This is a genomic window from Flammeovirgaceae bacterium SG7u.111 (assembly GCA_034044135.1).
Classification (GTDB): domain Bacteria; phylum Bacteroidota; class Bacteroidia; order Cytophagales; family Flammeovirgaceae.
On sequence record CP139021.1, the window covers coordinates 5630170 to 5655978 of the forward strand.

28 protein-coding genes are annotated in these 25809 nt (G+C 39.7%); 6 read left to right on the forward strand and 22 right to left on the reverse strand.

The window, feature by feature from the left end; all coding sequences use genetic code 11:
* Nucleotides 1-6: 6 nt before the first annotated feature.
* The 14 genes from R9C00_21860 to R9C00_21925 form a co-directional block, all read right to left on the reverse strand.
* Nucleotides 7-459, reverse strand: coding sequence for a DUF4174 domain-containing protein (locus tag R9C00_21860; protein ID WPO34349.1), 453 nt, complete (start codon nt 457-459; stop codon nt 7-9).
* A 116-nt stretch (nt 460-575) separates the two neighbouring features.
* Nucleotides 576-1040, reverse strand: a complete 465-nt coding sequence (locus R9C00_21865; protein ID WPO34350.1) for a hypothetical protein — start codon at nt 1038-1040, stop codon at nt 576-578.
* A 176-nt stretch (nt 1041-1216) separates the two neighbouring features.
* Entirely contained in the window at nt 1217-1942 is a 726-nt protein-coding gene (locus tag R9C00_21870) for a carbon-nitrogen hydrolase family protein (protein ID WPO34351.1), read from the reverse strand.
* Between the two features lie 57 nt (nt 1943-1999).
* On the reverse strand, nt 2000-2401 hold the full coding sequence (locus R9C00_21875; protein ID WPO34352.1) for an ACT domain-containing protein: 402 nt from the start codon (nt 2399-2401) through the stop codon (nt 2000-2002).
* Nucleotides 2402-2463: 62 nt separating this feature from the next.
* On the reverse strand, nt 2464-2907 hold the full coding sequence (locus tag R9C00_21880; protein WPO34353.1) for a hypothetical protein: 444 nt from the start codon (nt 2905-2907) through the stop codon (nt 2464-2466).
* Between the two features lie 143 nt (nt 2908-3050).
* Nucleotides 3051-3635, reverse strand: a complete 585-nt coding sequence (locus tag R9C00_21885; GenBank protein WPO34354.1) for a sterol desaturase family protein — start codon at nt 3633-3635, stop codon at nt 3051-3053.
* Nucleotides 3636-3890: 255 nt separating this feature from the next.
* Nucleotides 3891-4658, reverse strand: a complete 768-nt coding sequence (locus R9C00_21890; protein ID WPO34355.1) for an OmpA family protein — start codon at nt 4656-4658, stop codon at nt 3891-3893.
* A gap of 136 nt (nt 4659-4794) precedes the next feature.
* Entirely contained in the window at nt 4795-5184 is a 390-nt protein-coding gene (locus R9C00_21895; protein WPO34356.1) for a hypothetical protein, read from the reverse strand.
* A gap of 63 nt (nt 5185-5247) precedes the next feature.
* Nucleotides 5248-6165 (reverse strand): mechanosensitive ion channel family protein, encoded by a 918-nt coding sequence (locus tag R9C00_21900; protein WPO34357.1) that lies wholly within the window; start codon nt 6163-6165, stop codon nt 5248-5250.
* A 3-nt stretch (nt 6166-6168) separates the two neighbouring features.
* Nucleotides 6169-6354 carry a CsbD family protein gene (locus R9C00_21905; protein WPO34358.1) on the reverse strand — a complete coding sequence of 62 codons (186 nt, stop codon included), beginning with the start codon at nt 6352-6354 and terminating at the stop codon, nt 6169-6171.
* Nucleotides 6355-6428: 74 nt separating this feature from the next.
* Nucleotides 6429-6614: a CsbD family protein gene (locus tag R9C00_21910; GenBank protein ID WPO34359.1), complete on the reverse strand. Its 186-nt coding sequence runs from the start codon at nt 6612-6614 to the stop codon at nt 6429-6431.
* A gap of 262 nt (nt 6615-6876) precedes the next feature.
* Entirely contained in the window at nt 6877-8304 is a 1428-nt protein-coding gene (locus tag R9C00_21915) for an ATP-binding protein (protein ID WPO34360.1), read from the reverse strand.
* Nucleotides 8305-8605: 301 nt separating this feature from the next.
* Nucleotides 8606-9997: a sigma-54 dependent transcriptional regulator gene (locus tag R9C00_21920; protein WPO34361.1), complete on the reverse strand. Its 1392-nt coding sequence runs from the start codon at nt 9995-9997 to the stop codon at nt 8606-8608.
* Between the two features lie 80 nt (nt 9998-10077).
* Entirely contained in the window at nt 10078-10434 is a 357-nt protein-coding gene (locus R9C00_21925; protein ID WPO34362.1) for a response regulator, read from the reverse strand.
* A gap of 365 nt (nt 10435-10799) precedes the next feature.
* On the opposite strand from R9C00_21925, the gene R9C00_21930 reads away from it, so the two are divergent.
* Nucleotides 10800-11306 (forward strand): DNA starvation/stationary phase protection protein, encoded by a 507-nt coding sequence (locus tag R9C00_21930; GenBank protein WPO34363.1) that lies wholly within the window; start codon nt 10800-10802, stop codon nt 11304-11306.
* A 554-nt stretch (nt 11307-11860) separates the two neighbouring features.
* Here the strand turns inward: R9C00_21930 and R9C00_21935 are convergent.
* The 8 genes from R9C00_21935 to nifJ all read right to left on the reverse strand — a co-directional run bounded on the left by R9C00_21935 (nt 11861) and on the right by nifJ (nt 21922).
* Nucleotides 11861-12385, reverse strand: a complete 525-nt coding sequence (locus tag R9C00_21935) for a glycine zipper domain-containing protein (protein WPO34364.1) — start codon at nt 12383-12385, stop codon at nt 11861-11863.
* 37 nt (nt 12386-12422) lie between these two features.
* The gene (locus tag R9C00_21940; protein ID WPO34365.1) at nt 12423-12923 is read right to left on the reverse strand and encodes a nuclear transport factor 2 family protein; all 501 of its coding nucleotides are present in this window, start codon (nt 12921-12923) and stop codon (nt 12423-12425) included.
* 55 nt (nt 12924-12978) lie between these two features.
* A complete protein-coding gene (locus R9C00_21945) occupies nt 12979-13548 on the reverse strand; it encodes a DUF4136 domain-containing protein (protein ID WPO34366.1) in 570 nt (189 codons plus the stop codon).
* A gap of 264 nt (nt 13549-13812) precedes the next feature.
* The gene (locus R9C00_21950; GenBank protein ID WPO34367.1) at nt 13813-14859 is read right to left on the reverse strand and encodes a 2-oxoacid:ferredoxin oxidoreductase subunit beta; all 1047 of its coding nucleotides are present in this window, start codon (nt 14857-14859) and stop codon (nt 13813-13815) included.
* Entirely contained in the window at nt 14856-16706 is a 1851-nt protein-coding gene (locus R9C00_21955) for a 2-oxoacid:acceptor oxidoreductase subunit alpha (GenBank protein ID WPO34368.1), read from the reverse strand. Before R9C00_21955 ends, R9C00_21950 begins: the two co-directional genes overlap by 4 nt.
* A 225-nt stretch (nt 16707-16931) precedes the next feature.
* The gene (locus tag R9C00_21960) at nt 16932-17444 is read right to left on the reverse strand and encodes a flavodoxin (GenBank protein ID WPO34369.1); all 513 of its coding nucleotides are present in this window, start codon (nt 17442-17444) and stop codon (nt 16932-16934) included.
* A 59-nt stretch (nt 17445-17503) separates the two neighbouring features.
* Nucleotides 17504-18547 (reverse strand): dihydroorotate dehydrogenase-like protein, encoded by a 1044-nt coding sequence (locus R9C00_21965; GenBank protein WPO34370.1) that lies wholly within the window; start codon nt 18545-18547, stop codon nt 17504-17506.
* Nucleotides 18548-18706: 159 nt separating this feature from the next.
* Nucleotides 18707-21922 (reverse strand): pyruvate:ferredoxin (flavodoxin) oxidoreductase, encoded by a 3216-nt coding sequence (gene nifJ, locus R9C00_21970; protein ID WPO34371.1) that lies wholly within the window; start codon nt 21920-21922, stop codon nt 18707-18709.
* Nucleotides 21923-22538: 616 nt separating this feature from the next.
* On the opposite strand from nifJ, the gene R9C00_21975 reads away from it, so the two are divergent.
* From R9C00_21975 to R9C00_21995, 5 genes are all read left to right on the forward strand, one after another.
* Nucleotides 22539-23171 carry a hypothetical protein gene (locus R9C00_21975; protein ID WPO34372.1) on the forward strand — a complete coding sequence of 211 codons (633 nt, stop codon included), beginning with the start codon at nt 22539-22541 and terminating at the stop codon, nt 23169-23171.
* Between the two features lie 227 nt (nt 23172-23398).
* Nucleotides 23399-23593 carry a 30S ribosomal protein S21 gene (gene rpsU / locus R9C00_21980; protein ID WPO34373.1) on the forward strand — a complete coding sequence of 65 codons (195 nt, stop codon included), beginning with the start codon at nt 23399-23401 and terminating at the stop codon, nt 23591-23593.
* 260 nt (nt 23594-23853) lie between these two features.
* The gene (locus tag R9C00_21985; GenBank protein ID WPO34374.1) at nt 23854-24729 is read left to right on the forward strand and encodes a tyrosine-type recombinase/integrase; all 876 of its coding nucleotides are present in this window, start codon (nt 23854-23856) and stop codon (nt 24727-24729) included.
* A 50-nt stretch (nt 24730-24779) separates the two neighbouring features.
* The gene (gene raiA, locus R9C00_21990; protein ID WPO34375.1) at nt 24780-25085 is read left to right on the forward strand and encodes a ribosome-associated translation inhibitor RaiA; all 306 of its coding nucleotides are present in this window, start codon (nt 24780-24782) and stop codon (nt 25083-25085) included.
* Between the two features lie 224 nt (nt 25086-25309).
* A complete protein-coding gene (locus R9C00_21995) occupies nt 25310-25783 on the forward strand; it encodes a lysozyme inhibitor LprI family protein (GenBank protein ID WPO34376.1) in 474 nt (157 codons plus the stop codon).
* Nucleotides 25784-25809 lie beyond the last annotated feature (26 nt).

Below are 25809 nucleotides of genomic sequence, written 5' to 3' on the forward strand. Positions count from 1 at the left end.
AAATGCTCAATTTTTCCCCCGTTGTCTCATTTCTTGCCTTCTCATGGGCATGCCATCTATCAAGGAGAAAATCTCATTTAGGTCAAAACCCTTTGTCTTTCTGTATTTTTCACCTCCATCTTTCCCGATGAGTAATAACGTTGTCACCTCTCTGCTAGGCAGGTAGCTCTTCCACAACTTTTCTACCTCTTTTTCATCCAATTTCTTCCCCTCAAATTCTCCTGAATTGTCTTGAAAAAAGTAAAATACAAGTATATCTCGCCCTTTCAGCTCGTCCGCTTCCGCCTTCAATTGTTTTTTGAGCGCTAAGAGCTGTTCATCTGATTTTTCCTTAGCAAAAACCAACAGCAAACGGTTTTCCCATTGGTATTGGGAAAGTGGCAAAGGAACTTGCCTTACCTCTTGAAACTTAATCGTAGCAATTAGTGAAAAGAACAGAATATGGATAAAATACAACATAGCCTTTTTCTTGATAAGCTTCTGTTTGAGGTTTCTGTTTTCCCTTACTTAAATAAGAAAACAAAAGGCTAGCTAATAAATCAACTAACCTTTTGTCATTTTTCCTAAAATCAGTTCTATTTCGCTTTGTCCAACACTATTCCTATTTCCATGGCCAAGTTCAGCGTATCGCGGGGCATCGCGTGGGCTATTTCGTAGGTATAAGTCCCTGTTTCTTCGAAGGTTTTGCTAGGAGCTACTTTGTGCTCGCTATCCCAAATATCGAGACCAGGTTCGCCTATGTAGTCACCATTTTGGTCTACTACTATCATATCATATTCCATCTCCGTTACCTTCCCGCTGGGGCTGGTTTCGGTCACCTTCACTTTGGCATGTGGATATTGGTAGCCGTTTACAAAGCGAAAAGTTAATCCCATGTCGTAGGGAACGCTATTGTCTTCTATGGGCACTTCAAATGTACGGGTGTCGCTTCTAAGCCATTGTACTTCGGGCGAGAGTTCTTTATGTTTTTCATATACCCTTCCTTCTGGTAGGCAACCTACCAAAGCGAGTAACAACAATGTGGCGATTTTTCGGATCATGATTTTATTTTTAATGGTTAAAACTGTTTATACCTAAATTATTTACCCTCTGTACATCTTTATTCCCACCTTCCTTTGTATGCAAAAAATGACTTTGATTGGAAAAATATTGCGCTAATGATGCTTATTATTCTGTTGACAAGTTAGTACTTTTTTGTTCCCGACCTTTACACAATCTACTTTTTCTCCCATATGCCTTCCCTTTTCTCCACTACAAGCAAGCCTTCTTCTTGGCTATCCAACTCTCCAAGCAGCTCACCTTTTTCGTTCCAAAAAGCACTTCTTCCACCTGCCTCATAGCCCCAGGCTTCCCCACAATAGTTTGACATTAGCACTGCTAATTGGTGTTTTTGGGAATAGCCCTGGAGCAATTTGTGCCCCTCTCCTATTCCGTTAGTCGTGAAAAATATGCTTGGCAAATAGATCGAACTACCCGCCTCACAAGCAGCATTGGCATGAACCGCATGGTCGATATCTGCACAAATAGCCAAGGAAAGCTGTTCCTCTTCTAGCTTTAGTTGGGGATTAAATGAAAAAGAAGAGCTGAAAAACTCGTCTTCCCCCTCGTGCAAAAACTGTTTGGTGTAAATGGAAATAGGTTGATTTGGGGAAAGGATAAACGAACCGATAAAAAGCTCATTTTCTAGTTTGATTGGCGCTCCGGCAATGATGATGATTCCATGCTCCGAACTTAATTTCTGAAGTCCTTCCAGTCGGGCATCGTCTTTCTGGAAAGCAAGCGTTTGAGCATTTTTCCTTTCATAGCCCGTGAGGGACATTTCAGGAAACGTGATCAGCTGAGCGCCTTTTCTAGCTGCTTCATTTATAAGTCGGTAATGCGTTTGGAGGTTCGCCTGAATTTCTCCTTGCGCAGAGCAAATTTGTGCGGATGCGAGTATCATTTTAAAGCCTTTTTTGGAATAATATCATTCAGCCCGCAATCTAGCTTATCTCACTGTTCATTTATAGTTTTTTGATAAATCGGAGAGAACTTTCATCGCTTTTTCCGCATCCTTTTTATCCACAAAAATATGGTCGTGGTAATAGCCCGCAATTACATTGCAACTGATGCCAAACTTTGCCAGATCGGCAGAAAATAATGCTGTCAAACCAACGGCTTCGAGGGAAGAATGAATTTGTAAAGTGATCCACGAAGCAATGTAACCGTAGGTAAACCCTAATTCATCGGCTTTGCCCTTCTCTATCACTACCGTTACTCCTTCCTCTTCTTTGAACTCACAAACCGTATCGTTCCTATCAATTTTGCTTAGGTCTGTTACGGTCAGAAAAACGTATTCCCCATCGTTCAGCTTCGGGGTCATTTCCTTTATAAGCTTGGCTAAGTTTGTTTCTGCTGGCATTTTTTAAAACTGGTTCTAGGAAAGCTTTTAGTTTCGGCTATAGCCGAGTAATGCTTAGCTTTTTATTGATTCATCAACTGTTTGCTTGGGTCAATAATCATTTGAGAAGGTTTTTCAATTGGCTCAATATTAAACTTGAATAGTTCGGGCTCTTCGGTTTCCATATCATAAATTAGGACAAAGCGTAAGCTATCGCATTTGAGAAAATATTCATATATGAATGCCGTACTTCTTTTTCCATTATTGCTCATTGTAAAAAAGTCCACAAATTTTCCTTCTCTATTTTCCCAATCACAATTTGTTTTAATATCAGATAAGAGCTGTTCTGTTTGGTCTTTTGGAAAGTACTTTTCAGAGAATTCTTTGGCAATACCGTCCTTGGTTAAATTCTCCATAATAAAATCTGATTTATCTTGACCTTTATTATGCTTGTCCAAATTCTCTTGAACATTGCATGAAGAAATCAACATGATCAAACAAAAAATTGCGATGAGATATTTTTTCATTTTTTTAGCTTTTATTATTGGAACAACATCCGAATAATAGAATACTGTCTGTTGTCCCATTATATTTATCCCCTAAAATTAACCGCAAAAGAATATTTTCCCATTGAAATAGTAAAATAATTACCTAAAAGAAAACTACTTGCCTATTTACCTTCTTTGGCAAAAGTCCCAAAAAGTTTGTCCCAAAGCAAGGTGTAAAACCCATAGTTGCAGTCATATTGTGTATGATGCGTTTTGTGGAAAATATGATTTACAAATACGGTTGGTTGGCTTGATGAATTGGTGTTGAGATGTGAAATGACTCCATAAAGCCAATTGAATACCAAAAAGACCAAGAAACTATAAATATTGACGGGAAACAAGAAGCAGGCAACTGTCAATAAAAGCCCGAAAGAAAAGGATTCAAAAGGGTTCATGACGTACAAACTAAATACATTGAAGGAGGTATGTGTATGATGGTCATTGTGAAGAGACTTGAGAAACTTTACTGTATGCGATAAATAATGCAGGAAGTACATGCTAAAATCAAACCCGATTAAAAGTAGCAGAAGATCGATGAAGAAATGGTGTTCCGTAAACTGGATGTACCCCTTGGTGTACAAAAAATAGCCGGGAATGGCAACTAGGATGTTGATAAGCAGCGTCAACAAACTGTTATTGACATCTGATTTTGTCACGGAAAGGGCTTCCATTTTATGCACCCTAGTCCATATATAGTTGATGCACATATTTATCACGTACATCAGTATATTACCGCAAATGAGCACTCCGAAAAAAATGAAGTGATTATCAAGTAAGCTAATCAAGGCTCTTCTTTTTTGGTGGATGATGATAGATTAAAAACCCATTTCAACCTTCTCTTGCAAGTTAACGGAAAAATTGAGAAGATGGGGTCTTGTTCTAGTTTGACCTTGTTTCTACTTTGACAAAAAAAAAACCCAAAGATTGCTCTTTGGGGGATTTGGATCAATTTACTGATAAGGTTATCTTCTTCCTTGTACAGTTTCTATATATTCATGGCTTTCTATCAGGTCATCAAGCCTTGGGATAATCCTAAACTCTACCCGCCTGTTCATGGCCATATTTTCTTTATCCGAATTGGGTGCTACAGGGTCGTATTTACTTTTACCAGCAGCTACCAATATTTTGGGGTCAACACCATAAGAGTCAACTAGCATTTCCACTACCTCAATCGACCTATCTACTGACAAATCCCAGTTATCTTCCTCCCCTTTTATGGGCGAGCTATCGGTATGGCCCTCCACGGCTACTTCTACATTTTGTACACCTTCCAGTACTGCGGCAAAGTGCTTCAAGGCTTCTTTACCTTCTGAGTTAAGATTTGCGCTACCTTTTTCAAACAAGAAGCTTTCTTTCATGGTGATCAAAAGCTCACCATTTTCAGGTTCTACATCGGTATATTCGGTATCAAATTCTTCAAATACCCTTGCAAGCTCTTCCACGGCTCTCTGCCTCATTTGTAGCTGCCCATCTTTCAGTGCCAGCTCAGCCGAGGTCTCCAGCGATTCTTGTACTAACATAGTTTTATCTCTCCTCAGATTCATGTTTTCGTTAGTCACTGCCATCAGCTCATTAAATAGCCTTGTACTGTCTTCCCGGAGCCTGTCTATCTCCATTTGGGCATCTATCTGTGCTGTGGCAAATTTCTTTTCGGAAACACAACTCGACAAGATAGTTGCTGCAAAAATGGAAAGTAAAAATGTTTGTATAACATAGTTTGTAGATTTCATGATATGTCTTGTTATGGGTTAGTAATCGTATTTTTTGATCAGATAAAGAGGAAACCTACCAAATTGGTAGGCATCTCTTCAAATTAAAATACATTTAAATGATGTTAGTGGTATCGGTTAAGGCAAGAGGCATTTATTATCCAAATATCTCTTCTAGCTCAGATTCTACTTCGCTAAAAACATCGTTTGCCTCTTTTTTTACATCTTTCCAAGTATCTTTAGTAGATGATTTTACTTCTTTCAACTCCTCGTTCAACTTGTCCAGTTGCTTGTTGATATCTTTTTTGAGCTCATCAGAGTTTTCCTCTGCGTTCTCATCTATTTCTTTCAAGTCCTGGTTCAACTTATCTATCTGCTTTTCAAATTTGTCTACTAATTCCTTACGCTCTGTTTCGAGGTAGTCTTCTGTAGCTTCGTAAGCCTCTGCAATTTCTTCTTGTGCTTTTTCCTTGTCAGTTTTTTGCTCACAACTGTTCAATGAAAATACCAATGCGATTGCCGAGAAAATGATCAATATACGTTTCATAATATTTCTTTTTTAAGTTATAGGTTCAGTTTTAAATTGAGTGTTATTTGTCGTTAGTTTTGTTTAGTTATAATGTCCGTTGTTTCCATCTAAGCTCAATTCCATATCGGAAAGCTTTTCGCCTCCTTTAGCACCAAAATCCAAGGTGCGGATTGGGAATGGTATAGTTATATCGTTGGCATCCAACGTTTCTTTCACTGTGATAACCATATCGTTACAGGCATCCAAATAACCCGGATTATCAACAGGGAAATCGATCCAAAGCCGTAGGGTAAGAATAATGGAGCTGTCTCCAAATTTCATGAAGTGCGCCATCACATCCTCATCCGACTTCACATAAGGAAGCTCTCTTATGGCCTTCCAAATTACTTCTCTTGCTTTTCTGAGGTCATCTCCATACGATACCCCAATGTCCATGTCAATCCTTCGCCTACCAAAGGCACTATAGTTTACAATGGAATTGTTCACCGTCTCTGAGTTAGGGATCAATACCCGTTGCCCCTGGAAGGTCTTGACATTGGTAGTCCGAAGGTTTACCCCTTCAACCGTACCCATATGCCCCTGTATTTCAATCACATCACCTACCTTGAATGGTTGCCTAATGGCCAAGGTAATACCCGCTATAAAATCTGAAGCAAGTTCCCTGAAAGCCAAGGTAAGACCTAGTCCTACTATACCCGCACCGGCTAAGAGTGATGAAACGGTTTTGTCGAGCTGCAAGGTACCTAAGGCAACAAAAACCCCTACTATAATTACCGTAACAAAAACAATGGTGGACAGTAGATTCCTGATGATATCATTCCAAGATGTTTTGGAAATCAACTTATTTGTAACGTTCCTAAGAACCCTCGCCAAGTAGGCAAAAAGCAATAGTACTAGTACCGAGACAACCAAATTGGGGAGCATACTTATACCCGTTTCTCCCCAATTTTGTAATTTGCCAATCAGCAAATCATATGATTTTTGTAGGTCGGCAGTCATTAACTATAGTGCTTCTACTTCTTTTTCGACCTCTTCTTTCGTCTTACCAAGCTTCTTTTGCAATAGCCCGACCAACTGCTCTCTTTTACCGTCTATCCTTCTGAGGTCGTCATCGGTGATGTTACCATATTTCTCTTTTATTTTTCCTCGGAGTGTGTTCCACTCACCTTTTATCTGTAAGTTATTCATAGTTAATTGTTGGTTTATAGTTTGAAAAATGCCCAATCAACGATCAGGTTTTTATATTTATAGCACCTTTATTTTTATAGTGCCTCTACTTCTTTTTTTACCTCTTCTTTGGTCTTACCAAGCTTCTTTTGCAATAGCCCGACCAGCTCATCCATTTTACCATCAACCTTTTTCAGATCATCGTCGGTGATGTTACCGTATTTTTCTTTTACTTTTCCTTTAATCACATTCCATTCACCTTTTACTTGTAAGTCGTTCATATTTCTATTGTGTTTTAAGTTCAAATTATTGATTTACGCTTATTGTAATAGAAATACCATGCCCCTTGCCAAAAAGGGGATTTAAAGCTCAAAAAGCAGGTTTTAGGAATATTCTTGAGTGTAGGATTCTACAAAGGTGTGGAATGAGTTACACAACATAGAGAAGGGAGACAAAATAAGAATTAGGAACTATTGAAATAAACAAAAGGCTTCGCTGAATGCGAAGCCTTTTGTTTATTTTTCAAATCACCCTCCTTGGTAATTACCCCAAAGGAAGTTTTATTAGGAACGACGTCCCTTTACCCACTTTGCTTTCAACATCTATCTCACCTTTGTGCCCAGTAATGATGTTTTGGGTGGCAGTAAGCCCAAAGCCTACCCCGCTTTTCTTGTCGGAGTAGAAAGGGTCGAAAAGGTTTTCAATTTTCGATTTCTCTATTCCTTTTCCGTTATCTTTTATTTCTATTTCGCAAAAACCTTCTTTACTGGTTTTACTGTTTATCATCAGCTTGGGCGTCTCTATTCCTTCCATTGCCTCTATGGCATTAATGATCAAATTGGTCATTGCCAAAATCATCTGTTTTTTATCCACCAATATATCACACTCATCCTCATCGTACTTTTTAACCAGCTCTACTCCTACCAAGTTAATTCTGTCGGTAGCATTTTGCAGAGAAATATCTAATATTTCATTTATAGGGACTTTTACTTTAGACAAATCGGGCTCTGATGAGGAACTCAAAATATCGGTGATAAGCTGGTTAATCCTACCCGAGTTTCGCTTAATGAGGTCAAGGTACAAACCAACATCATCATTTTCTCCCACCTCCGTATTCAGTTGCTCTATAGCTAGGTTGATATTATTGAGCGGGTTTCGCACTTCGTGGGCAATTTTACGAGCAAGGTTTGCTGCCACCATCAGCTTCTGATGCCTCATTTCCAAATACTTAGCCCGTTTTATTTGCGATATATCATGGACAATGCATTGGTAATCGCCTTTGATTTCCTCGTCCAAGGGAATAACATTGACAAGGACGTTGATCGGTTTTTTATTTTTAGCACAAAGCACTGTTTCAAACTCCCTTACACTGCCATTATGCAGTTGCTCCCTAAACCTTTCTAGCTCCTTTTTCTTATCAAAGAGTTTCTCTAGCCGAAGGGTTTGTAACTTAACTGGCGAAAAGCCTAGTAGCTTCACCATTGCCAGGTTTGTTTTGATAATGTCAAAGTTATCGTTGAAAATGAAAATAGGATCGAGCGAACGGTGGAAAAGGCTTTCTAGCTGTCGGTGCTTCGCCCGCTCTATAGAAAGGAATTTGTAGTGCTCAAGGGTATAATGGATGGTTTTGTATAGCAGTGGGGCAGTTAGGCTGTTTAGGTAAATATCGTCGGTAGCAACTCTTCTCACTATAAGCAAATTGCTTTCGCTTAGGTGGAAGGGCAAAATGGCAATCAGCGGTATTTCTAAGGTAACTTCCTTAATAAAAGCAGTACACTGTTCAATACTCTGCTCGTCGGAAAAGGTGAACTCGTGTAAGACAAGATCATAGTTTTCTATCACCTCTTTTGCCTCTATCTCTTCCGAGGTAAAGGTTAACGACAGATTGCTGTGGTTGGAAAGGAACAATTGGATTTTGTGCTTAAAATGTTCTGTTTCATACACACACAATATGTTTCTATCTTGGTTCATTGCCAATTGTTTAGTTTTAAATTGAGTTAAAATAATACTCCGCTAAAAGCGAATAGGTAGCAAAAAATTAAGAGACATGGTTTTATGATTTTACTTGAGGCCTCTGGAAAACATAGCTTATTGGTGGCTGGTAACAGTTCGGCGCCTCGAAGTTTAAGAGAGGTTGGAAGCTAGAAAAAACACCTCTTAAAGTTTAATTTTTTTCTAACCTCTTAACTCTCAAGCTTAAAACCGTTCATTACTTGAGCTATCAAGTAGGTTTATAAAAAACCAGAGTCATTCTAAAAAAACCCACTCTTCTCTAATAATGGATATTGTATTCCTTCAGCTTGTTATAAAGGGTTTTTCTATCAATCTTCAGCTCTTTGGCCGCTTTCGATTTGTTATTAGCGCAGTCTCTCAGCGTCTTGATAATTACCTCACGCTCTGCAGAACCTGCAGCTGTTTTTAAGTTGCTTGCGTCGTTGCTATCCATCTCAAACTGGAACTCCTCCGCCTGATGCTCTATAATTTCCCTCGGCAATACATTGCTTTCCAAAGAGCCACCCACTGTAAGCAATACCGCTCTTTTTACCACATTTCGCAGCTCCCTCAAGTTCCCTTCCCAAGGATAGGTCATGAAGTAGTGCTCTGCATCTTTGGAGATACCTTGTACGTTCCTTCCAAGCGCTTCGTTCGATTCCTTTATGAAATGCATGAGGTAATGCTTGATGTCTTCCTTCCTCTCCCGCAATGGCGGGATGAATAGGCTAAATTCGTTGAGTCGATGGTAAAGGTCAAGCCTAAATGTCCCGTTTTCGGCAGCCTCTTTCAGGTCTTCATTGGTAGCGGCGACTATCCGCACATCTACTTCAATATCCTTAGAACTACCTAGCCTTCGCACTTTTCGCTCTTGGATAGCTCGCAGCAGTTTCACTTGGTTGTCGTAAGATAGGTTGCCGATCTCATCCAAAAATATAGTACCTCCGTTGGCAGTTTCGAAACTTCCTTTCCGCTGGGAAGAAGCTCCTGTAAACGCCCCTTTCTCATGACCAAAAAGCTCGCTTCCGGCAAGCTCGTTACTCAGCGCACCGCAATCAATAGCCACAAATGGCTTTCCTTTCCGTTGGCTGTTTTCATGAATTAGGCTAGCGATATTTTCCTTACCTACACCAGTTTCTCCCTGCACCAATACGGACATCATTGTAGGCGCTACCAGCTCGATATGTTGGTACACATTTTTGAGTTGGGGGCTTACGCTTTTGATAAATTTCTTGGTGGGCATGCCTGTTTGCGGACTAGCAGGTGCCTCGGCAATCGTGCCATTTCCACCACCTACTGAAACCATCGCTGGCTTAGCAACCATAGCTTCTTTTACGGTAGCCAATATTTCGTCGGGGTAAAGCGGTTTGGTCACATAATCAAACGCGCCTTTTCGTATAGATTCGATGGCGACTTTTACATCTGAATAGCCCGTAATGATGATGACGGGAATATCTGGATTGATAGACTTAAACTTTTGGAGCAAATTAAGCCCATCGATATCAGGCAATCTGAAATCACTTAAAATAACCTGATAGGTATTCGTTTTCGCATTTATGACCGCATCACTTCCCTTGAAGCAAGTATCTACGGTAAATTGTTGCTTCTCGAAAAATTTCTTGAGCAATACACACGTATCGGCATCATCATCAACTATGAGCAATCGGTTCATAATGTAAAGTTAGTGTCTTTTAAATCACGTTTGAAGGATAAAAAATACCATTTCGCTGTAAGCAAGTATACTTCTCCAGTTTAATTAGTACATTCTCTTATCGTATTGATAACTTTTTCAATTTTAAAAGGTTTTTGCATGTAGAAATCAGCACCTTTTTCAAAGGCTATTTTTTTGTTATCTCCACCCAGTGCGCTCACCACAATCACAAAGGGAGGATTTTCCACACCCTTTATTTGAGGAATTAAATTATACCCTTTCCCATCTGGCAAATTGATATCTAACAGCACACCTGCCGGTGTACCTTCTGAGAAAATATTCCAGCCTTCCTTCAAGTTGAGCGCATACTTGGTTTTGAAACCCTGTTTTTTCAATATTGAAGTTAACAATATGCATGTATCCAACTCATCATCTATAATTAGTAAGTAATCTTTCATATCCAATCTATCATTAAAAAAAATAATGCTGCACTTTTATTTATTATCGGGAAAAGTATGCCAAGGTATTTAAAGCGCACCCTAGCAACTATTCAAGTAAAAAAAGCAAAAACTAGTCGTTTTTTTTCTACAAATACTGTGGTTTTTTTTCTACACTTTATCACATAGACCAAACTGCTATTCTTTGTTAAGGAAAATAGGGCACTTGGCATGTCCTTTTCACTAAACTGAAGTGCAAGTGTAAATATGGAATTCGACTAAACCAACGACAAAACTCTTCCATACAGCTTAAAAAGATGGAAAGCTTTGCTGATGGCAATTTTTCACTTGCTTAATTTATTTTTAACTAAAAAAAGAAATAACAAATGAACTACCTAAATCTTGATAAAAAGAAAGTAGAAATAGTAGGAGCAAAACTAAATGAACTTCTAGCTTCATACCATATCTTTTACCAAAACCTAAGAGCCTTTCACTGGAACCTGCAAAGCAATAGTTTTTTTGTGCTGCACGAAAAATTTGAGGAACTCTACAACGATGCTCAAGGAAAAGTAGATGAAATAGCTGAAAGGGTATTGACCCTACGTGTGAAACCTCTGAGCCGTTATTCAGAGTATTTGCAAGTATCGCAAATTGCCGAGGCAAACAGCCAATTAAAAGACAGGGCTATGCTAGAGGTAGTATTGAAAAACTACACAAAACTCATAGAGCAAGAAAGACAAATAATAGAGGTAGCCGAAGATGCCAACGATGAAGGTACAATCGACCTCATTGGTGCGATTATCAGGGAAAGTGAGAAAACTTGCTGGATGATCTCCTCATGGCTAGAGCAAAACGAAAAGTCCGAGCAAAAGGTGGAAATGTCATTTAACTAAAAATAAAAAACACCTTGAATATCCGACAAAAGCTGCCATTTGAGGCAGCTTTTGTCATTTCAACATCAACTACATGAAAAGCATTTTTTGTACAAAAAAGCTACTCCCAATTGAAGTGGCTTCTGTATCCAATGCTGATTTGTATCTTATTATTGAGCTAAGAAATTTTTATTTCCAAAAGTATCTGTCAAGCAGACTGCTTCGTGGTTATAAGGATCATATTCGATAATGACTGCAGCATTCTTCCCAAGAGCTTGATTAGGAATAGTATATTTAATGATCGAATCATCATTGTAAGACACATTTCTTATTTTCCATTGGCCATTTGGCTGCCTAGCCGATGTAGCTTTAACCCAAACACTTACTTGATATCCTGAATACTGTATTTTCAAGGAGAGGTCACATGTATTTGTGTATCAATGTATTGATAAATATATGATATCTAGGCTTTATGACGACATAAACAAGAAGCCTTTAACCTTTCTAACAAGGTAGGGATAAAACAAAAGCCACCCCTCGAGGTGGCTTTTGTTCATTATCAAAGTTAACTAACTCTATTTCACTGTATATCCTTTTCCTTCCATGCAAGCCGAATAAGCTTTTTTGAAATTATCCATCAATTCTTTTTCTGTTGCAGCTGCAGCTTGGGTATTTTGCTGCTGCTGCTTGGCATCACCATAAGCTTTAGCCCTTCGACCTCTCATTGCACCAGCCACTGCTCCTATTGCTGCACCCTTTCCCGTATCGCCAGCTATGGCTCCAATAGCTGCACCCGCAGCTGCACCCCTTGCTGATCCAACTATAGCGGATCCATCCGCTGACCTATCCACTTGCTCTGCTTGAATTTGGGGAGGGTTGATTGGGTCGACTCCTGTTTGCTCCATTGCCCATTTGTAGCAGGCAAGTTCATCAGCATCTTGAGTAGCTGCATCTTGATTTTTGGTGGGGAATATAAATAGCCCAAGACTTTTTCCGATGTTAACCGCCGAAGCAGTTTGAGGAGGTTGGTTTTGCGCATTCAACAATCCAGAAATAAAAAATGCAGTAACTGTTATAAAGATATATCTAATTTTTTTCATCTTTCTAGTTTAAGTAGTGAACAACTTGGATCCGAAACTAATAGGGTGCAACAAAAGAATAACCTAATTGCCTCAAGGCATCGGCTTCGTTGTAGAAGGTAAAGCTTTTTACAATTTTACCATCTTCTACTTGATAGACCGAATTGGCAAGAATAGTCACCTTTCCTCCCCGATTTTTGTAAGTAATCTGAAGTTCTGCCCAGTTGGAAACCCACTCTCCTTTGTTATCGCCATCGGGCACTACCACAGCTATGCTCCTCGACTTGTTGTACTGAATTTTCTCGTAGAGGTTATCTGAATTGTATTTCCAGTTTTCCACCGCTTGAGCTTTATTGGTGGAATCGCCATAAGAAGGACCTAACCCAACATAATTTTCAGCTAAAAACGACTCCATGGCATTGTGATCCATCGCCTCTACAGCACCTACAAAACTTTCGACTAGCGCAACGTTTTCCTTAGAGTTGTCGGGAGCTTTTTGTTCGCAGGAACTAAAAATCACCGTCATGCTTAATACAAGCAGAATTATTGAATTTTCCATGTTATAAGAATTAATTTTTAGTGTTAGCTTTTAATATCTTTCAACACGCTTTACATCATTTTACAGGCTGGATAGGGAATTTACTCATCAGTGCAGTGACAGCTTTAGGGATAGACTTTTCTCGTTTTGCAGAATTTTCTTCTACTGTCTTAGTAGCTACTCCTTGCCAAATCAATTCACCAGCTTTTTCATCAAAAACATCCATCACCATTGTTCCTTTCAGATAATCGCTTTCAGAGTAGGTGGTAGTAGAGCTTCCCATACCCATGCCCCAGCCATAGCTGCCATACCTATACCTACCACCATAGCCGCCATAATAATCGGTATAAGCTGTGGTGCTAGTTTCTTTGTTAACCACCAAAAACAATGAAACAGCCATATCTCCGCCCTTTTCTACGTATTTGAGGTTTCGTTTTTGAAACTCTTCCTTAAAAGCTTCCCTCATTCGTTTTTTATCAAAATCGTTTAAAATTTTATCACTTTCCTTTTGCCACCCCAAAAAGCTATAGGTTTGGTACTTGCTAAAATCAGTTGTCTTATCCGAATCAGAAGTTACCTTCACACTCGAACAGCTAGCTATGATCAGACTAGAAAACAATAAAATGAATGGATAAAATAGTTTCATAGTTGTAGGTTTTTAAATCGGTTAAATAACACTTCGATAGTAATTTATCTCTTTGTTATAAAACAAGCAATATAATCTTTGGATTTATAGCTTTCTCCTTAAACTATAGATGAATTTTTAGCGAATACTATATAAAGAAAAAGTAGCCTTTTTATAAAATTGGAAAATAATGAAGCCATGCCTCTTAAGAAACTAGGTCAACAAAAAAAGCCATCCCGAGGGATGGCTTGCTAATCATTTTCAAACTAGACGATAAGGGAAATTCTATTCCACTACCCAACTATCTTTCCCCCTCAGTAATTTTTGTACATCGGGTTTTCCTTTGGCCTCTTGCTCATGGGCAATTTGCGCTTCGGTAAGTTGGTCGTAAGATGGTTTTACAATACTTTGGAGAATGCCCATAGCTCGAGGTAACTCAGGGTTGTGGTACGACATCTGGGCAATGATATACGCAAGAGCTACATCGTGCTGGTCATGCACTAAAAAATCACTTACAGAGTATCCATCTGCCAACGAAACTACTTTCGGTTTGAATCCATCCATGATAATTCCTTTATCATCATTTTCCCCAAAAACGAGCGGTTTTCCATGCTCTACATTTACCGTATGCTCTTTACGAGACTGCCTAGAGGTAAATGGGTCGAAGGCAGAATCATTAAAAATTACGCAGTTGGTATATAACTCTATGAACGAAAGCCCTTGATGATCATGGGCTGCTTTAAACATATTTTTCATCCCTGCTGCATCCCTATCGAATCCTCTCCCGACCATGGTTGCACCCGAACCTAGCGCTAATCCAGCAGGTACAAACGGTTCTTCCAACACTCCCAAAGGCGATGATTTGGTTACCTGACCTTGCTGCGAAGTAGGTGAATACTGCCCTTTGGTGAGGGAATAGACCTCATTATTGAACATTAGCACATTGAGGTTGATGTTCCTTCGGCAAGCATGGATCATATGGTTACCACCTATACTCATACAATCGCCGTCACCCGTAGCTACCCAAACGGAAAGATCGGGGCGGGCAAGTTTCAACCCAGAAGCAATGGCTATTGGTCGACCGTGGATGCTATGGAAACCGTAGGTATCTACATAGTAAGAAAACCTGCCAGAGCAGCCAATACCCGAGATAAACACAAACTTCTCTTTGGGCACGCCCAGCTCAGGCAGTATTTTTTGTACTTGGGAAAGGATGCCATAAGAGCCACAACCCGAGCACCATCTCACATCGTTTTCAACCTTAAAATCAGCTGGTTTATAAGTAGTATCACACCCGCAAGACTTACTTATTTCTTCTAATATATTGGTCATACTAGTTCTGTTTCGGTTTGAATGATGGCCTCGACTTCGGAAGCTATTTCCATTGCTTTGAATGGGATTCCTTTTACCTTATTTACCTGAATTACCTCTTTGAGGTATTTGGCACGCAGCATGGTAGCCAATTGCCCTTTGTTCATTTCGGGGACAATTACTTTGTCATAATTCTTAAGCACATCTCCTAAGTTTTGAGGGAATGGGTTGATGTATTTGAGTTGAGCTTTCGCCACTTTCACACCTTTTTCATTCAAAATTTTATAGGCAGATTCGATAGCCCCGTAGGTACTTCCCCAGCCCAAAATGAGGCAATCGCTTTCGGTATCGCCTTCCACCTTGAGCAATGGAATATCGTTAGCAATCCCATCTACTTTTTGCTGTCTCAAATCGACCATCAGCTGGTGATTATCTGGATCGTGGCTCACTTGCCCTGTAATGTCAGCTTTTTCCAAACCACCAATTCGGTGTTCAAGCCCTTTCATACCAGGCACAGCCCACTTGCGGGAAAGCGTATCATCGTCCCGTTTGTAAGGTTGATAGGGTTCAGCTGGATCGGCTAATTGCACCTCTACTTTAGGCAGCATATTCAAATCAGGAACTTTCCAAGCTTCGGTACTATTGGCCAAGTAGCCATCGGTAAGTAAAATTACCGGAGTCATGTATTTGAGTGCAATCCGGGATGCTTCATAAGCCATATGGAAACAGTCGCCTGGCGATGCTGCTGCCAATACAGGCATAGGCGATTCTCCGTGCCTACCCCATACAGACATAAGTAAATCCGATTGTTCGGGCTTGGTGGGCAAACCGGTACTCGGACCTCCTCGCTGCACATTGATAATTACCAAAGGCAATTCGGTCATTACTGCCAAACCACTCGCTTCTACTTTGAGCGCCAAACCTGGTCCACTCGTGGTGGTAAATGCCAAGCTTCCTCCGTACGAAGCACCGATAGCGCTACAAATACCGGCAATTTCGTCTTCTGCTTGCAAATGGCGCACGCCAAAGCTTTTGTAAGAAGAAATAAATTGTAAAATTTCGGTAGCTGGAGTAATAGGATACGAGCCTAAAAACAGCTCTAACTTTGCATTTTCGGCAGCAGCGACCATGCCCAAGGCGGTGGCTTCGTTACCCGTGATATTGCGGTAAGTACCCGCCTGCATACTAGCATCGTCTATTATAAACTGCTCAGGCAAGCCTTCAAACCTTTGCCCAAACAAGTAACCAGCATCTAACACTTTGAGATTGGCTTCAAGCATTTCAGGCTTTTTGCCAAATTTCTCTTTTAGCCAGTTGGCAGTAGAGGAAATATCGTGCCCTGTAAGCCAAAAGACTACTCCAAGCACATAGATATTTCTTGTTTTCTTTATGTTTTTGGGAGACATCCCCAAGTTGGAGAGCTCTTGTTGAATATTCTTAGTTACATCGAGCGCGAGCAGGTTGTACTCTTCTAACTCACCTGATTCGAGCGGGCTTTCCTCGTATTGAGAAAGCCTCAGATTCTTACGATTGAACCCTTCCGTATCTGTGATGATGATCCCGCCTTTTTTGAGCAGTTTAAGGTTGGTCTTCAAAGAAGAAGCGTTCATAGCGACCAAAATATCCACTTCGTCGCCAGGAGTATGTACATCTTCTTTACCAAAATTCACCTGATAGGCACTCACTCCGTAGAGCGTGCCTTCTGGGGCTCGGATTTCAGAAGGGAAGTCGGGAAATGTTCGGGCAATTTTTCCAGAGCTGGCTGCCGCATTGGCGAAGAGCTTGCCTGAGAGCTGCATTCCATCGCCTGAGTCTCCGGCAAACCGAATGGTTAGCTTATCGAAATATTTTTGAGTTTTATCCATCATCGGAATGTTTTAGGTCCGGATAAGTGAGAAAATAATAAGTGGTTAAAAAAAAGATTCTTTTAACCGATAGTGATGGAGGCAGGAAAGTTTACCAAAAATAACAAAGCAACCTACTAGCCATAAGACCAGTAGGTGCACTTCGTTGATACTCATTTATAAACTAAACTTATGAATGGTTGCTAAGCTAAGCCTAACACTGAATTTGAATCATTGATTGAAGGCAGCTTACAGACCAGCTTCTTCTTTTACTTGAGCAACCCAAGCAGCAATTCTCTCATCAGTTTTGCCTTTTTCGTTATCCTCATCGATACCTAGACCTAAGAATTTGCCATCTAAAAGACCTTTAGAATCTTCAAACTCATAATCGTCAGTTGGCCAAGTACCTACCAGCTTGATATCTTTATCGCTGATTTTTTCATAGATAAGACCCATTGCATCCAAGAATGTGTCAGGATATCCATCTGCGTCGCCCGTACCGATGAACGCAACAGTTTTCCCATCAAACTCTACATCGTCCAACTCATCAATAAAGTTATCCCAATCCTCTTGAAGCTCGCCAATTTCCCATGTAGAAGAAGCAAGGATAACTATTTCATACTCTGCCATGTCGTCCGCTGAAGCAGACTCTACGTTGTGCAATGCTACTACGTCTTCACCGCCAAAAGCTGCTTGAACTTTACCAGCTATTCTTTCAGTATTACCTTCGGTAGACCCGAAAAACAAACCAATTTTTGCCATTTTTTTAATTATTTTAGATTGAAATAATAATTATGTTTTGAAACTATTTTTTATTCAAATTATACTTCCTCATCATCACTTCCGTGAACCGAATCCACTGGGTTGTAAGGGAATATTTCATCTGAATGCATCAAGATGTCCACATACTGTGCACGCTTGTAGGTAAATGGGTTTTTGAGTTTTTCTTTGGAAAGCTTTCCTTGGAAATCCTCAATATTGTTGTACCCTTTACGCTCCATCCACTCTTGCATTTCCTCCAACACTTTGCCCACATAGCTGATACCTTTTTTGTAAAGTGCACTTACAATTTGCACCACATCGGCACCAGCCAATAGCATTTTTATAGCGTCTTCGCCAGTCAGGACACCTGTATTGCTACAAATATTTCCTTTGATGGTCCCGTGCAACAAACCTGCATAGCGAAGGGCAATGCGGTTGTCGTTAGAGCTACTGAAGTTGTAAGGAAGTTGGTGCTCTTCTTTTTCGATGTCTATATCTGGTTGGAAAAGCCTGTTGAACATCACAAATCCGTCCACCCCTACTTTGTCCATTTGCTTCACTAGGTTAAGAGTGTTGCTGTAATAAGGGCTTAGTTTTACACTTACTGGTATGTTTACCGCAGATTTGATCTCTTTCAATACTTTGATCTGTTCCTGCTCTACATCTTTGCCCGATTTGGTTGGGTCAATCGCATTTGCATAGAAGTTCAGTTCTAGGCCTTCTACACCCGTGTTTGCCATTTTCACGGCATAGTCCATCCAAGTGTCTTCGTACACTGCATTCAGGCTTGCTATGATCGGGATGTTCACTTGCTGTTTCGCTCTCTTAAGGTTCATGAGGTGCTCAGCAGGCCCTGCATGTTCCATTTCAGGGAAAATTGAACCTCTTTCAGAATCTAGATCATTGAACGAACCCAAATCTTGCTCCATGTGGAGGCTTTCGAGCTGGATTTGCTCTTCAAACAAAGATTTATAAACGATAGCCGCTGCTCCGGCTTCTTCCATTTTCTTTAGGTTTTGAGTATCCTGCACAAGGTTACTAGCACCTACGATGATAGGGTTTTTCAACTCTATCCCCATGTATTTGGTTTTAAGCTCAGCCATTTCTTGAGTTAAATTAAATGCTTAAAAAATCAGTTAAAAAATAATAGCCAACTAAATAAATTGAATTCAATATACTGAAATATCCAGTTGGAAGAAGTAGCCTCCAAAAAGCATTTTTGTTAATTTTCAATGAACTTTTTGGAGACTATTATGGGAACCTTATTCGGCTTCTTCAACAGCCCCAAGGTGTTTTAAATCACTGAACCTTCGTTCGTTGTCTTTTATAGCCAACTCTATGAGGCGCTCGGCTTCTTCAGGGTTGCTTCGCTGAAGCGTTCTGTACCTGATTTCGTTGCCTACATAGTCTCTAAAGTCAGCAGCAATTTCTTCGGTTTCCCAAATAAATGGCTTGTCTGCAAGAGCAGGATTGTAGCGGTAGATTGGCCAGTATCCTGACATCGTTGCTTTTTCAGATTGCTTTTTGGCAAATTTCATATCGTACCCGTGAGCAATACATGGAGAGTACGCAATAACTACAGAAGGTCCTTCGTGTTTCTCAGCTTCTACCATGGCAAGTGCAGCCTGATCTCTGTTCATGCCCAAGTTAACTGATGCTACGTATGCATTTCCGTAGGTTGACATCATCAAGCCAAGGTTTTTCTTGCCAGTTTTCTTACCATCGGCGGCAAATTTCGCAACCGACCCACGTGGAGTAGCTTTAGAAGCTTGACCACCAGTGTTAGAATAAACCTCGGTATCGAGTACCAATACGTTTACGTTTCGGTCAGAAGCCATTACGTGATCTAGGCCACTAAATCCGATATCGTAAGCCCAACCGTCGCCACCAAATATCCAGATACTCTTCTCAATGAAGTAATCTTGCAACTCAATGGTTTTTCTTATGATTGGTTTTAATGTTTCGCTTGCTTCTTTCTGCGCCGCAGGCAAGGCTGCTTTTATTTTCTCTGCGTTTTCTTTTGCTTCTTTTGTTACTTCGTTCCACAATTTCTTCGCATTTACCAAACCCTCGGTCAACTCTGCTGTAGTTCCTTCTGCAAGGATGGCATCTACATTGTGCGCTAATTGAACCCTGTTGGCATCAACTGCCAGCCTCATACCGAAACCATATTCAGCATTGTCTTCGAAGAGCGAGTTCGCCCAAGCTGGACCGCGACCGTTAGCATCTTTGGTGTAAGGAATAGACGGGAAAGTACCGCCGTAAATTGATGTACAACCAGTAGCGTTGGCAATGATCATACGGTCACCAAACATCTGGGTAAGCATGTGGATATAAGGAGTTTCTCCACAACCTAAGCAGCAACCTGGATGTTCGAAATATGGATCAGTTACCTGGATATCGAAGTCGACAAACTCCAGTTTTTCCACCCATTTGGTTGGGTTACCAGCCTTGCCTTTTCTTTCGAATTTCTTCGTACCAGTAGGAACAGCACCATTAAGCGGCATTTGGGAAACTTTCACTTGGTCACCTTTTAGTCTCAATACAGGTTCCATCACCTCGTCGGCCCAAGCACCAAGTCCTGCAGGAACAACTTCTTGCATTTTTCCTGACTTTTCAGTGCTTTCAGGAATAGTCACCTCTTTCACACCGTCTGAAGCTGCGTCTATCGCATTCCAGTTCATCTCTACAATTTCACGACCTTTTCTCAAGAATTGTTTCTCTACATATTTCTTAATCATCTCGATGGCATCTTTCTCTGGAAGCACACCTGACAATTTGAAGAAAGCAGTTTGCATCACCGTATTGATACGGTTACCAAGCCCTACGCTCTTCGCAATTTTAGAAGCGTCAACTGCATAGACTTTGATATTTTTCTCCTTGATGGTTTTCTGCATGTCCTCGGTGAACATATCGAAAACCGCCTCAGGTTTTTTACTTGTATTGATCAGGAATGTGCCACCCTCTACTATACCCTCTAATATATCGTACTTACCAATATACTGCGCTCTATGGAGTGCGATGAAGTTACTATTATTGAGCAAATATTCTGAGCGAATCTTGTCGTTGCCAAAACGAAGGTGGGAAATGGTGTATCCACCAGATTTGTTAGAGTCGTACTCGAAGTAGCCCTGAACATACATATCGGTTCCTTCACCAATAATTTTGATGGAGTTTTTGTTAGCACTGACTGTGCCATCCGATCCGTATCCCCAGAATTTGCAACGAACCACATCTTCTGCCTCTGTATCTAACTGCTCTTTTACTTCAATAGACTTGTGGGTTACGTCATCTTCTATACCCACGGTGAAATCGTGCCATCCATCGTTGTCGAGGTGGTCGAACACCGCTTTTACCATAGATGGGGTAAATTCTTTAGAAGAAAGTCCATAACGACCACCTATTATCTTAACATCATTGCGGTCTTGCAATGCAGTAACCGTATCCATATAAAGAGGCTCACCAATAGAACCTGGCTCTTTGGTACGATCAAGTACTGCTATTTTCTTTACAGAAGCAGGAATTTTGTCAACAAAATCGGCAACTGAGAAGGGTCTGTACAACCTAACTTTTAGAACACCTACTTTTTCGCCTTTGGCTAGCATATACTCCAAGGTCTCATCGATGGTTTCTACCGCAGAACCCATTGCAATGATAATTTTCTCTGCATCTGGAGCACCTACATATTCGAAAAGCTCGTATTTACGACCTGTTTTCTCCGCATACATTTCCATGTATTTCTTCACGATAGCAGGTGTAGCTTCGTAGTATTTATTTACAGTTTCCCTTCCTTGGAAATATACGTCGGGGTTTTGCGCCCCAACTTTACAAACAGGGTCTTCAGGTCTTAGCCCTTCTTTTCTGAAATTCTCAATCGCCTCCACGTTTACCATGGACTTGAGCGTTTCATAATCAACCTCCTCAATTTTTTGGATAGAGTGAGAAGTTCTGAAACCGTCAAAAAAATGAAGGAATGGGATTTTAGCTTCTAAAGTGGAAAGGTGGGCAATTGCTGCCATGTCTTGCGCTTCTTGCACATTGGCAGAAGAAAGCATACAAAAACCAGTCATTCTCACGGACATCACATCGGAGTGGTCGCCAAAAATAGAGAGAGACTGCGCGGCTATTGATCTTGCAGATACGTGGAAAACAGTTGGCATCATTTCGCCAGCTATTTTGTACATGTTGGGGATCATGAGTAGCAAGCCCTGAGAGGCTGTAAAAGTGGTGGTAAGCGCACCAGCCGACAATGAACCGTGGATGGCTCCAGCGGCTCCTGCCTCAGACTGCATCTGAACTACAGATAGCTTTTCTCCAAAAATATTTTTCCTGCCGACAGCGGCCCAGGCGTCAGCCTTTTCGCCCATGTCTGATGACGGAGTGATTGGGTAAATAGCAGCTACTTCACTGAAAGCATACGCCACGTGAGTAGTCGCCGTGTTACCGTCACAAGTCACAAATTTCTTTTCTTTTCCCATCTTAAAAAATTGTTTATAGATATGTATGTTAATAAGCTCATGAGATTCAAACAAGGAGGGTTTGAACCAATGCCGTGAAATTACAAGGCATGATCTTGATTAGGTATGAGCCTTATCATTTCAGCCTAATGACTTATATCACGTTTCAATTGCAAAACTTCAAAAAAATAAGACTATTAAAAAACTACATATCAGCATGTTATGAAATTTAAAACGTTTACTAAAAAGATAAAACCAAGCTAGTTTGCTAACCAATTTTTGAAGTAAAGCATCTAATTTTCAAGTATTTTCACCCAATAACTCGACTACTTTTGCCAGGACATATTCTTGAATTATGGTGTAAATATGTACTTGTCATTTTTTCCTACCCAAATAGTTGATGTTTAACCTAGGAGCCCTTTTGTTCTAAATAAATGTTAAAAAAGCAAAAAGTATTCAAATTGTTACATGAAACAATACTCCTTATTAGTTTCGGAAAACCAACTACTTATATCACTTACCATCAAAAAAGCATTATAAATACACTACACTGAACGGCGTGGTTTTTTCTGTTTATATAACTACACGGAATAACACTAAAAAACTTTCAAAAACACAGAAAACTAAACCTACTGCAATGAACAACACACTACTTTCCACTACTTTTATATTTTTTTCACTTTTGATGTTTGGTACACAAACAGCACAAAGCCAAACATATGCTAGCTCCACTCCTATTTCGGATAATGGAATTCCAAAAACTATCAGGCTAGAATGGGATAGAGACAACAATACTGGTAGCTTGCCTTCTAACAACCAAATAGCGTATAAGCTTCTGTCGGCTGCAGCTAAGGGTAAAATCAATACTTATTGGTCTGGCGATTTGAATATTCAAATGACTAGCCAAGAACTTTTTCAAAAGGTTAATGACCTTATTAATAGCTACCAAATGGAGAACAAGACCTCTTCAAGAAGTTTTTCTACTTCTGCTATTACAAACCTGACTGGTTTTGATAATTTGGAGAGCTTTGAGAAGTTTTGTGATGAGCTTCATTTTACACTTACTGTCGAAAGCACAAGTGTTCACCAATTAAAATCTCTAACTCTGAGCATCAACAGAGAGTCTACTTATAATAATAAGGAGGTAATGTTAGGTACATTTTCTTTTAGGGAAATGAAAAACACATTGGTAGTAGATATTCCTGATTCGGTTTGGAACAAGTATATCAGCCAAATGAAATCTGATTTACAAAGATCGTCTATGGATTAAATTAGAACAGTGATATTTAGTATAGATAAATTATTTAGGAAGGGCTGCTCAATTGGGCAGCTTTTTTTGGTAAAAATGAGTACTACAAAGGGGTTGAATGCAAATAATCTCCCAAATGAATAAAGAATTATAGCAATACTTTTCAATAAAATAAAAAAGAACTAACTTTGCAGACCTAAAAAAGGAATCACAAGAAATTTATTAAGTATATAAATAAAGAGGTAAAAATGTTAATCATTAAAGTAAAAGACAATGAGTCTGTAGATAGGGCTCTAAAAAGATTCAAAAAGAAATTCGAAAAAACAGGCGCTCTTAAAGAGATCAGGTCAAGAGCTTTCTATGAAAAACCTTCTGTTGCTCGTAGAAACCAAAAAATCAAAGCGGCTTACAAACAAAAAATGTACGCTAACGAGAACTACTAGTTTTCAATTGGTTTTCTGAAAAGAGACTTAGAGCACTTGCTCAAAATATATTTCCACCAGACCTTCATTGGTTTCTGGTGGTTTTTTTTTATCTTAAACTTCGAAGTAAGTAAATACTTGTATGAGATTAGGCACAAGACTTTCTTAACACAAAAAATAAAATCCGATGAAAATCAAGACTTTGCAATATTTCATAAAATAATCTCATACTAAATACTAAATCTTCCGTATAAATAGTATACAAACCGAACCCAATCCATATGACCAACTCCTTCTTAAATTATCTTTTATATGAAAAGAGGAGTAGTAAACATACCATAAAGGCTTATGAAACAGATTTGTTGCAATTCGAAGAGTTCTGCCTCTCAAGCCAGCCAGATATGGCTAAGTTCGATCCCACAAAAGTTCAGTACGATGATATCAGAGCCTGGGTACTGTCTTTACTAGACGAGGGTATTTCCCCCAGATCGATCAACAGAAAAATTGCCTCCCTCAATGCTTATTATAGATTCTTGCAAACCAAAAAGGTGATAGCCGATGCTCCATCTAGAAAGATGCAATCGCTCAAAACTGAAAAAAAGCTTCCCACATTTGTAAGGGAGAATGAGCTTGCTCAGCTTTTTTCGGAAGAACTATTTGCCAACAGCAAAAGCCCCTTAAAAGACAAGTTGATAATTGAGCTTCTTTATGGGACTGGTATTAGGCTTTCGGAGTTGATCAACCTTCAGGTTCACGACATTGATTTGGGGAGTAAAAAGCTTAAAGTACTCGGAAAAAGAGGGAAAGAAAGAATTATTCCGATATACAATAGCTTACAAGAACTGTTGACAAAATATTTACAACAAGCTCAACTAAACGAGGGTTACGTAATAAGAACTGAAAAGGGGAAAAAAGCCTACCCCGTAATGGTACAGAGGATAGTACAAAAGTACCTTCAACTTGCCACAAGTTCAGAAAAGAAAAGCCCACACGTTCTCAGACATACATTTGCTACACACTTGCTCGAAAATGGAGCAGAGCTTAACGCTATTAAAGAACTGTTGGGCCATGCAAACCTTTCGGCAACGCAAGTGTATACGCATAATTCGATAGGTCGGCTCAAGAAAGTTTTTGAGCAAGCACACCCGAAATCATAGAGTGTTGACCTTATTTAAATTAATTGTTCACTTTTAAAATTTAAAGGTTTATGAAATTACAGATGCATTCGGTTCATTTCACAGCAGATCAGTCGCTGCTTGATTTCATACAAAAGAAGGCAAATAAATTAGATACATTTTTTGACCGAATACAGGATGGCGAGGTGTTTTTGCGCATCGAAAAAGGAAGTCATAGTAGGGAAAACAAGGTCATCGAGATAAAATTAAATATCCCTGGAACTACACTGTTTTCCAAAGAACTATCTACAAGTTTTGAAGCAGCTACTGATGCTGCAGTAGAATCACTGAGAAGGCAACTAAAAAAACATAAAGAGAAAATAATCGCTAAGCATTAATCAATAGCTTAATAAGAATAGTTGAAAGGTTTCGGGTTTCCGAAACCTTTTTTTATATCCGCTACCTGCCTTTTAACTTCCAACCCTTCAAAATTGAAGAAGAACCTTATATTTGAGCTGAAATTTCAACGTTTCCAGTTTACAAGTATCTCATTGGGGAAATTACTTTGTAACCGAACCCAATGCTCAAGTTGATACATTCATTCAAAAACAGAATTTTTAACATGGAATTTAGAAAATTATTTTTTTTGCTTGTAGCCAGTGCAGCCAGCTCTTTGCTTATGATAAGCACCTTGGCTTATGGGCAGATAGAACAAACAACTTTACCACAAGTACAGCAAGTTCAACAAACCCAACAAGTTCAGCAGCACCCTATTGATATTGAAATTGCCAACTGCTACAGTGTAAAGCCAAATACAATGGGGATACTGGAGTGCGAGATAATGGGATATAACAAGTGGAATGGAGAAATGGAACGACTCTATGACCAACTTGCGGCAAGGCTTAACGAAGATGCTAAACTTGTGCTAAAAGACCAGCAACTCGCATGGATGAAATATAGAGACTTGCAGTTCGAGTTTTTTGAGAAAATCTACGGAGACCGAATTCCTGTATTGGCGGCAAACAGAACGGATGTTATTAGAAAAAGGGCTAAAGAACTTCAAGTTCACCTTGATGCCATGAATTCTCAAAAATAAGCTTTAAGCCATAAAAAAACTCCAAA

What these genes read in the sequence shown, in the direction of transcription:
- R9C00_21860 (WPO34349.1), bottom strand. Translation starts at nt 459, where the DNA reads ATGTTGTATTTTATCCATATTCTGTTCTTTTCACTAATTGCTACGATT.
- R9C00_21865 (WPO34350.1), bottom strand. Translation starts at nt 1,040, where the DNA reads ATGATCCGAAAAATCGCCACATTGTTGTTACTCGCTTTGGTAGGTTGC.
- R9C00_21870 (WPO34351.1), bottom strand. Translation starts at nt 1,942, where the DNA reads ATGATACTCGCATCCGCACAAATTTGCTCTGCGCAAGGAGAAATTCAG.
- R9C00_21875 (WPO34352.1), bottom strand. Translation starts at nt 2,401, where the DNA reads ATGCCAGCAGAAACAAACTTAGCCAAGCTTATAAAGGAAATGACCCCG.
- R9C00_21880 (WPO34353.1), bottom strand. Translation starts at nt 2,907, where the DNA reads ATGAAAAAATATCTCATCGCAATTTTTTGTTTGATCATGTTGATTTCT.
- R9C00_21885 (WPO34354.1), bottom strand. Translation starts at nt 3,635, where the DNA reads ATGTGCATCAACTATATATGGACTAGGGTGCATAAAATGGAAGCCCTT.
- R9C00_21890 (WPO34355.1), bottom strand. Translation starts at nt 4,658, where the DNA reads ATGAAATCTACAAACTATGTTATACAAACATTTTTACTTTCCATTTTT.
- R9C00_21895 (WPO34356.1), bottom strand. Translation starts at nt 5,184, where the DNA reads ATGAAACGTATATTGATCATTTTCTCGGCAATCGCATTGGTATTTTCA.
- R9C00_21900 (WPO34357.1), bottom strand. Translation starts at nt 6,165, where the DNA reads ATGACTGCCGACCTACAAAAATCATATGATTTGCTGATTGGCAAATTA.
- R9C00_21905 (WPO34358.1), bottom strand. Translation starts at nt 6,354, where the DNA reads ATGAATAACTTACAGATAAAAGGTGAGTGGAACACACTCCGAGGAAAA.
- R9C00_21910 (WPO34359.1), bottom strand. Translation starts at nt 6,614, where the DNA reads ATGAACGACTTACAAGTAAAAGGTGAATGGAATGTGATTAAAGGAAAA.
- R9C00_21915 (WPO34360.1), bottom strand. Translation starts at nt 8,304, where the DNA reads ATGAACCAAGATAGAAACATATTGTGTGTGTATGAAACAGAACATTTT.
- R9C00_21920 (WPO34361.1), bottom strand. Translation starts at nt 9,997, where the DNA reads ATGAACCGATTGCTCATAGTTGATGATGATGCCGATACGTGTGTATTG.
- R9C00_21925 (WPO34362.1), bottom strand. Translation starts at nt 10,434, where the DNA reads ATGAAAGATTACTTACTAATTATAGATGATGAGTTGGATACATGCATA.
- R9C00_21930 (WPO34363.1), top strand. Translation starts at nt 10,800, where the DNA reads ATGAACTACCTAAATCTTGATAAAAAGAAAGTAGAAATAGTAGGAGCA.
- R9C00_21935 (WPO34364.1), bottom strand. Translation starts at nt 12,385, where the DNA reads ATGAAAAAAATTAGATATATCTTTATAACAGTTACTGCATTTTTTATT.
- R9C00_21940 (WPO34365.1), bottom strand. Translation starts at nt 12,923, where the DNA reads ATGGAAAATTCAATAATTCTGCTTGTATTAAGCATGACGGTGATTTTT.
- R9C00_21945 (WPO34366.1), bottom strand. Translation starts at nt 13,548, where the DNA reads ATGAAACTATTTTATCCATTCATTTTATTGTTTTCTAGTCTGATCATA.
- R9C00_21950 (WPO34367.1), bottom strand. Translation starts at nt 14,859, where the DNA reads ATGACCAATATATTAGAAGAAATAAGTAAGTCTTGCGGGTGTGATACT.
- R9C00_21955 (WPO34368.1), bottom strand. Translation starts at nt 16,706, where the DNA reads ATGATGGATAAAACTCAAAAATATTTCGATAAGCTAACCATTCGGTTT.
- R9C00_21960 (WPO34369.1), bottom strand. Translation starts at nt 17,444, where the DNA reads ATGGCAAAAATTGGTTTGTTTTTCGGGTCTACCGAAGGTAATACTGAA.
- R9C00_21965 (WPO34370.1), bottom strand. Translation starts at nt 18,547, where the DNA reads ATGGCTGAGCTTAAAACCAAATACATGGGGATAGAGTTGAAAAACCCT.
- nifJ (WPO34371.1), bottom strand. Translation starts at nt 21,922, where the DNA reads ATGGGAAAAGAAAAGAAATTTGTGACTTGTGACGGTAACACGGCGACT.
- R9C00_21975 (WPO34372.1), top strand. Translation starts at nt 22,539, where the DNA reads ATGAACAACACACTACTTTCCACTACTTTTATATTTTTTTCACTTTTG.
- rpsU (WPO34373.1), top strand. Translation starts at nt 23,399, where the DNA reads ATGTTAATCATTAAAGTAAAAGACAATGAGTCTGTAGATAGGGCTCTA.
- R9C00_21985 (WPO34374.1), top strand. Translation starts at nt 23,854, where the DNA reads ATGACCAACTCCTTCTTAAATTATCTTTTATATGAAAAGAGGAGTAGT.
- raiA (WPO34375.1), top strand. Translation starts at nt 24,780, where the DNA reads ATGAAATTACAGATGCATTCGGTTCATTTCACAGCAGATCAGTCGCTG.
- R9C00_21995 (WPO34376.1), top strand. Translation starts at nt 25,310, where the DNA reads ATGGAATTTAGAAAATTATTTTTTTTGCTTGTAGCCAGTGCAGCCAGC.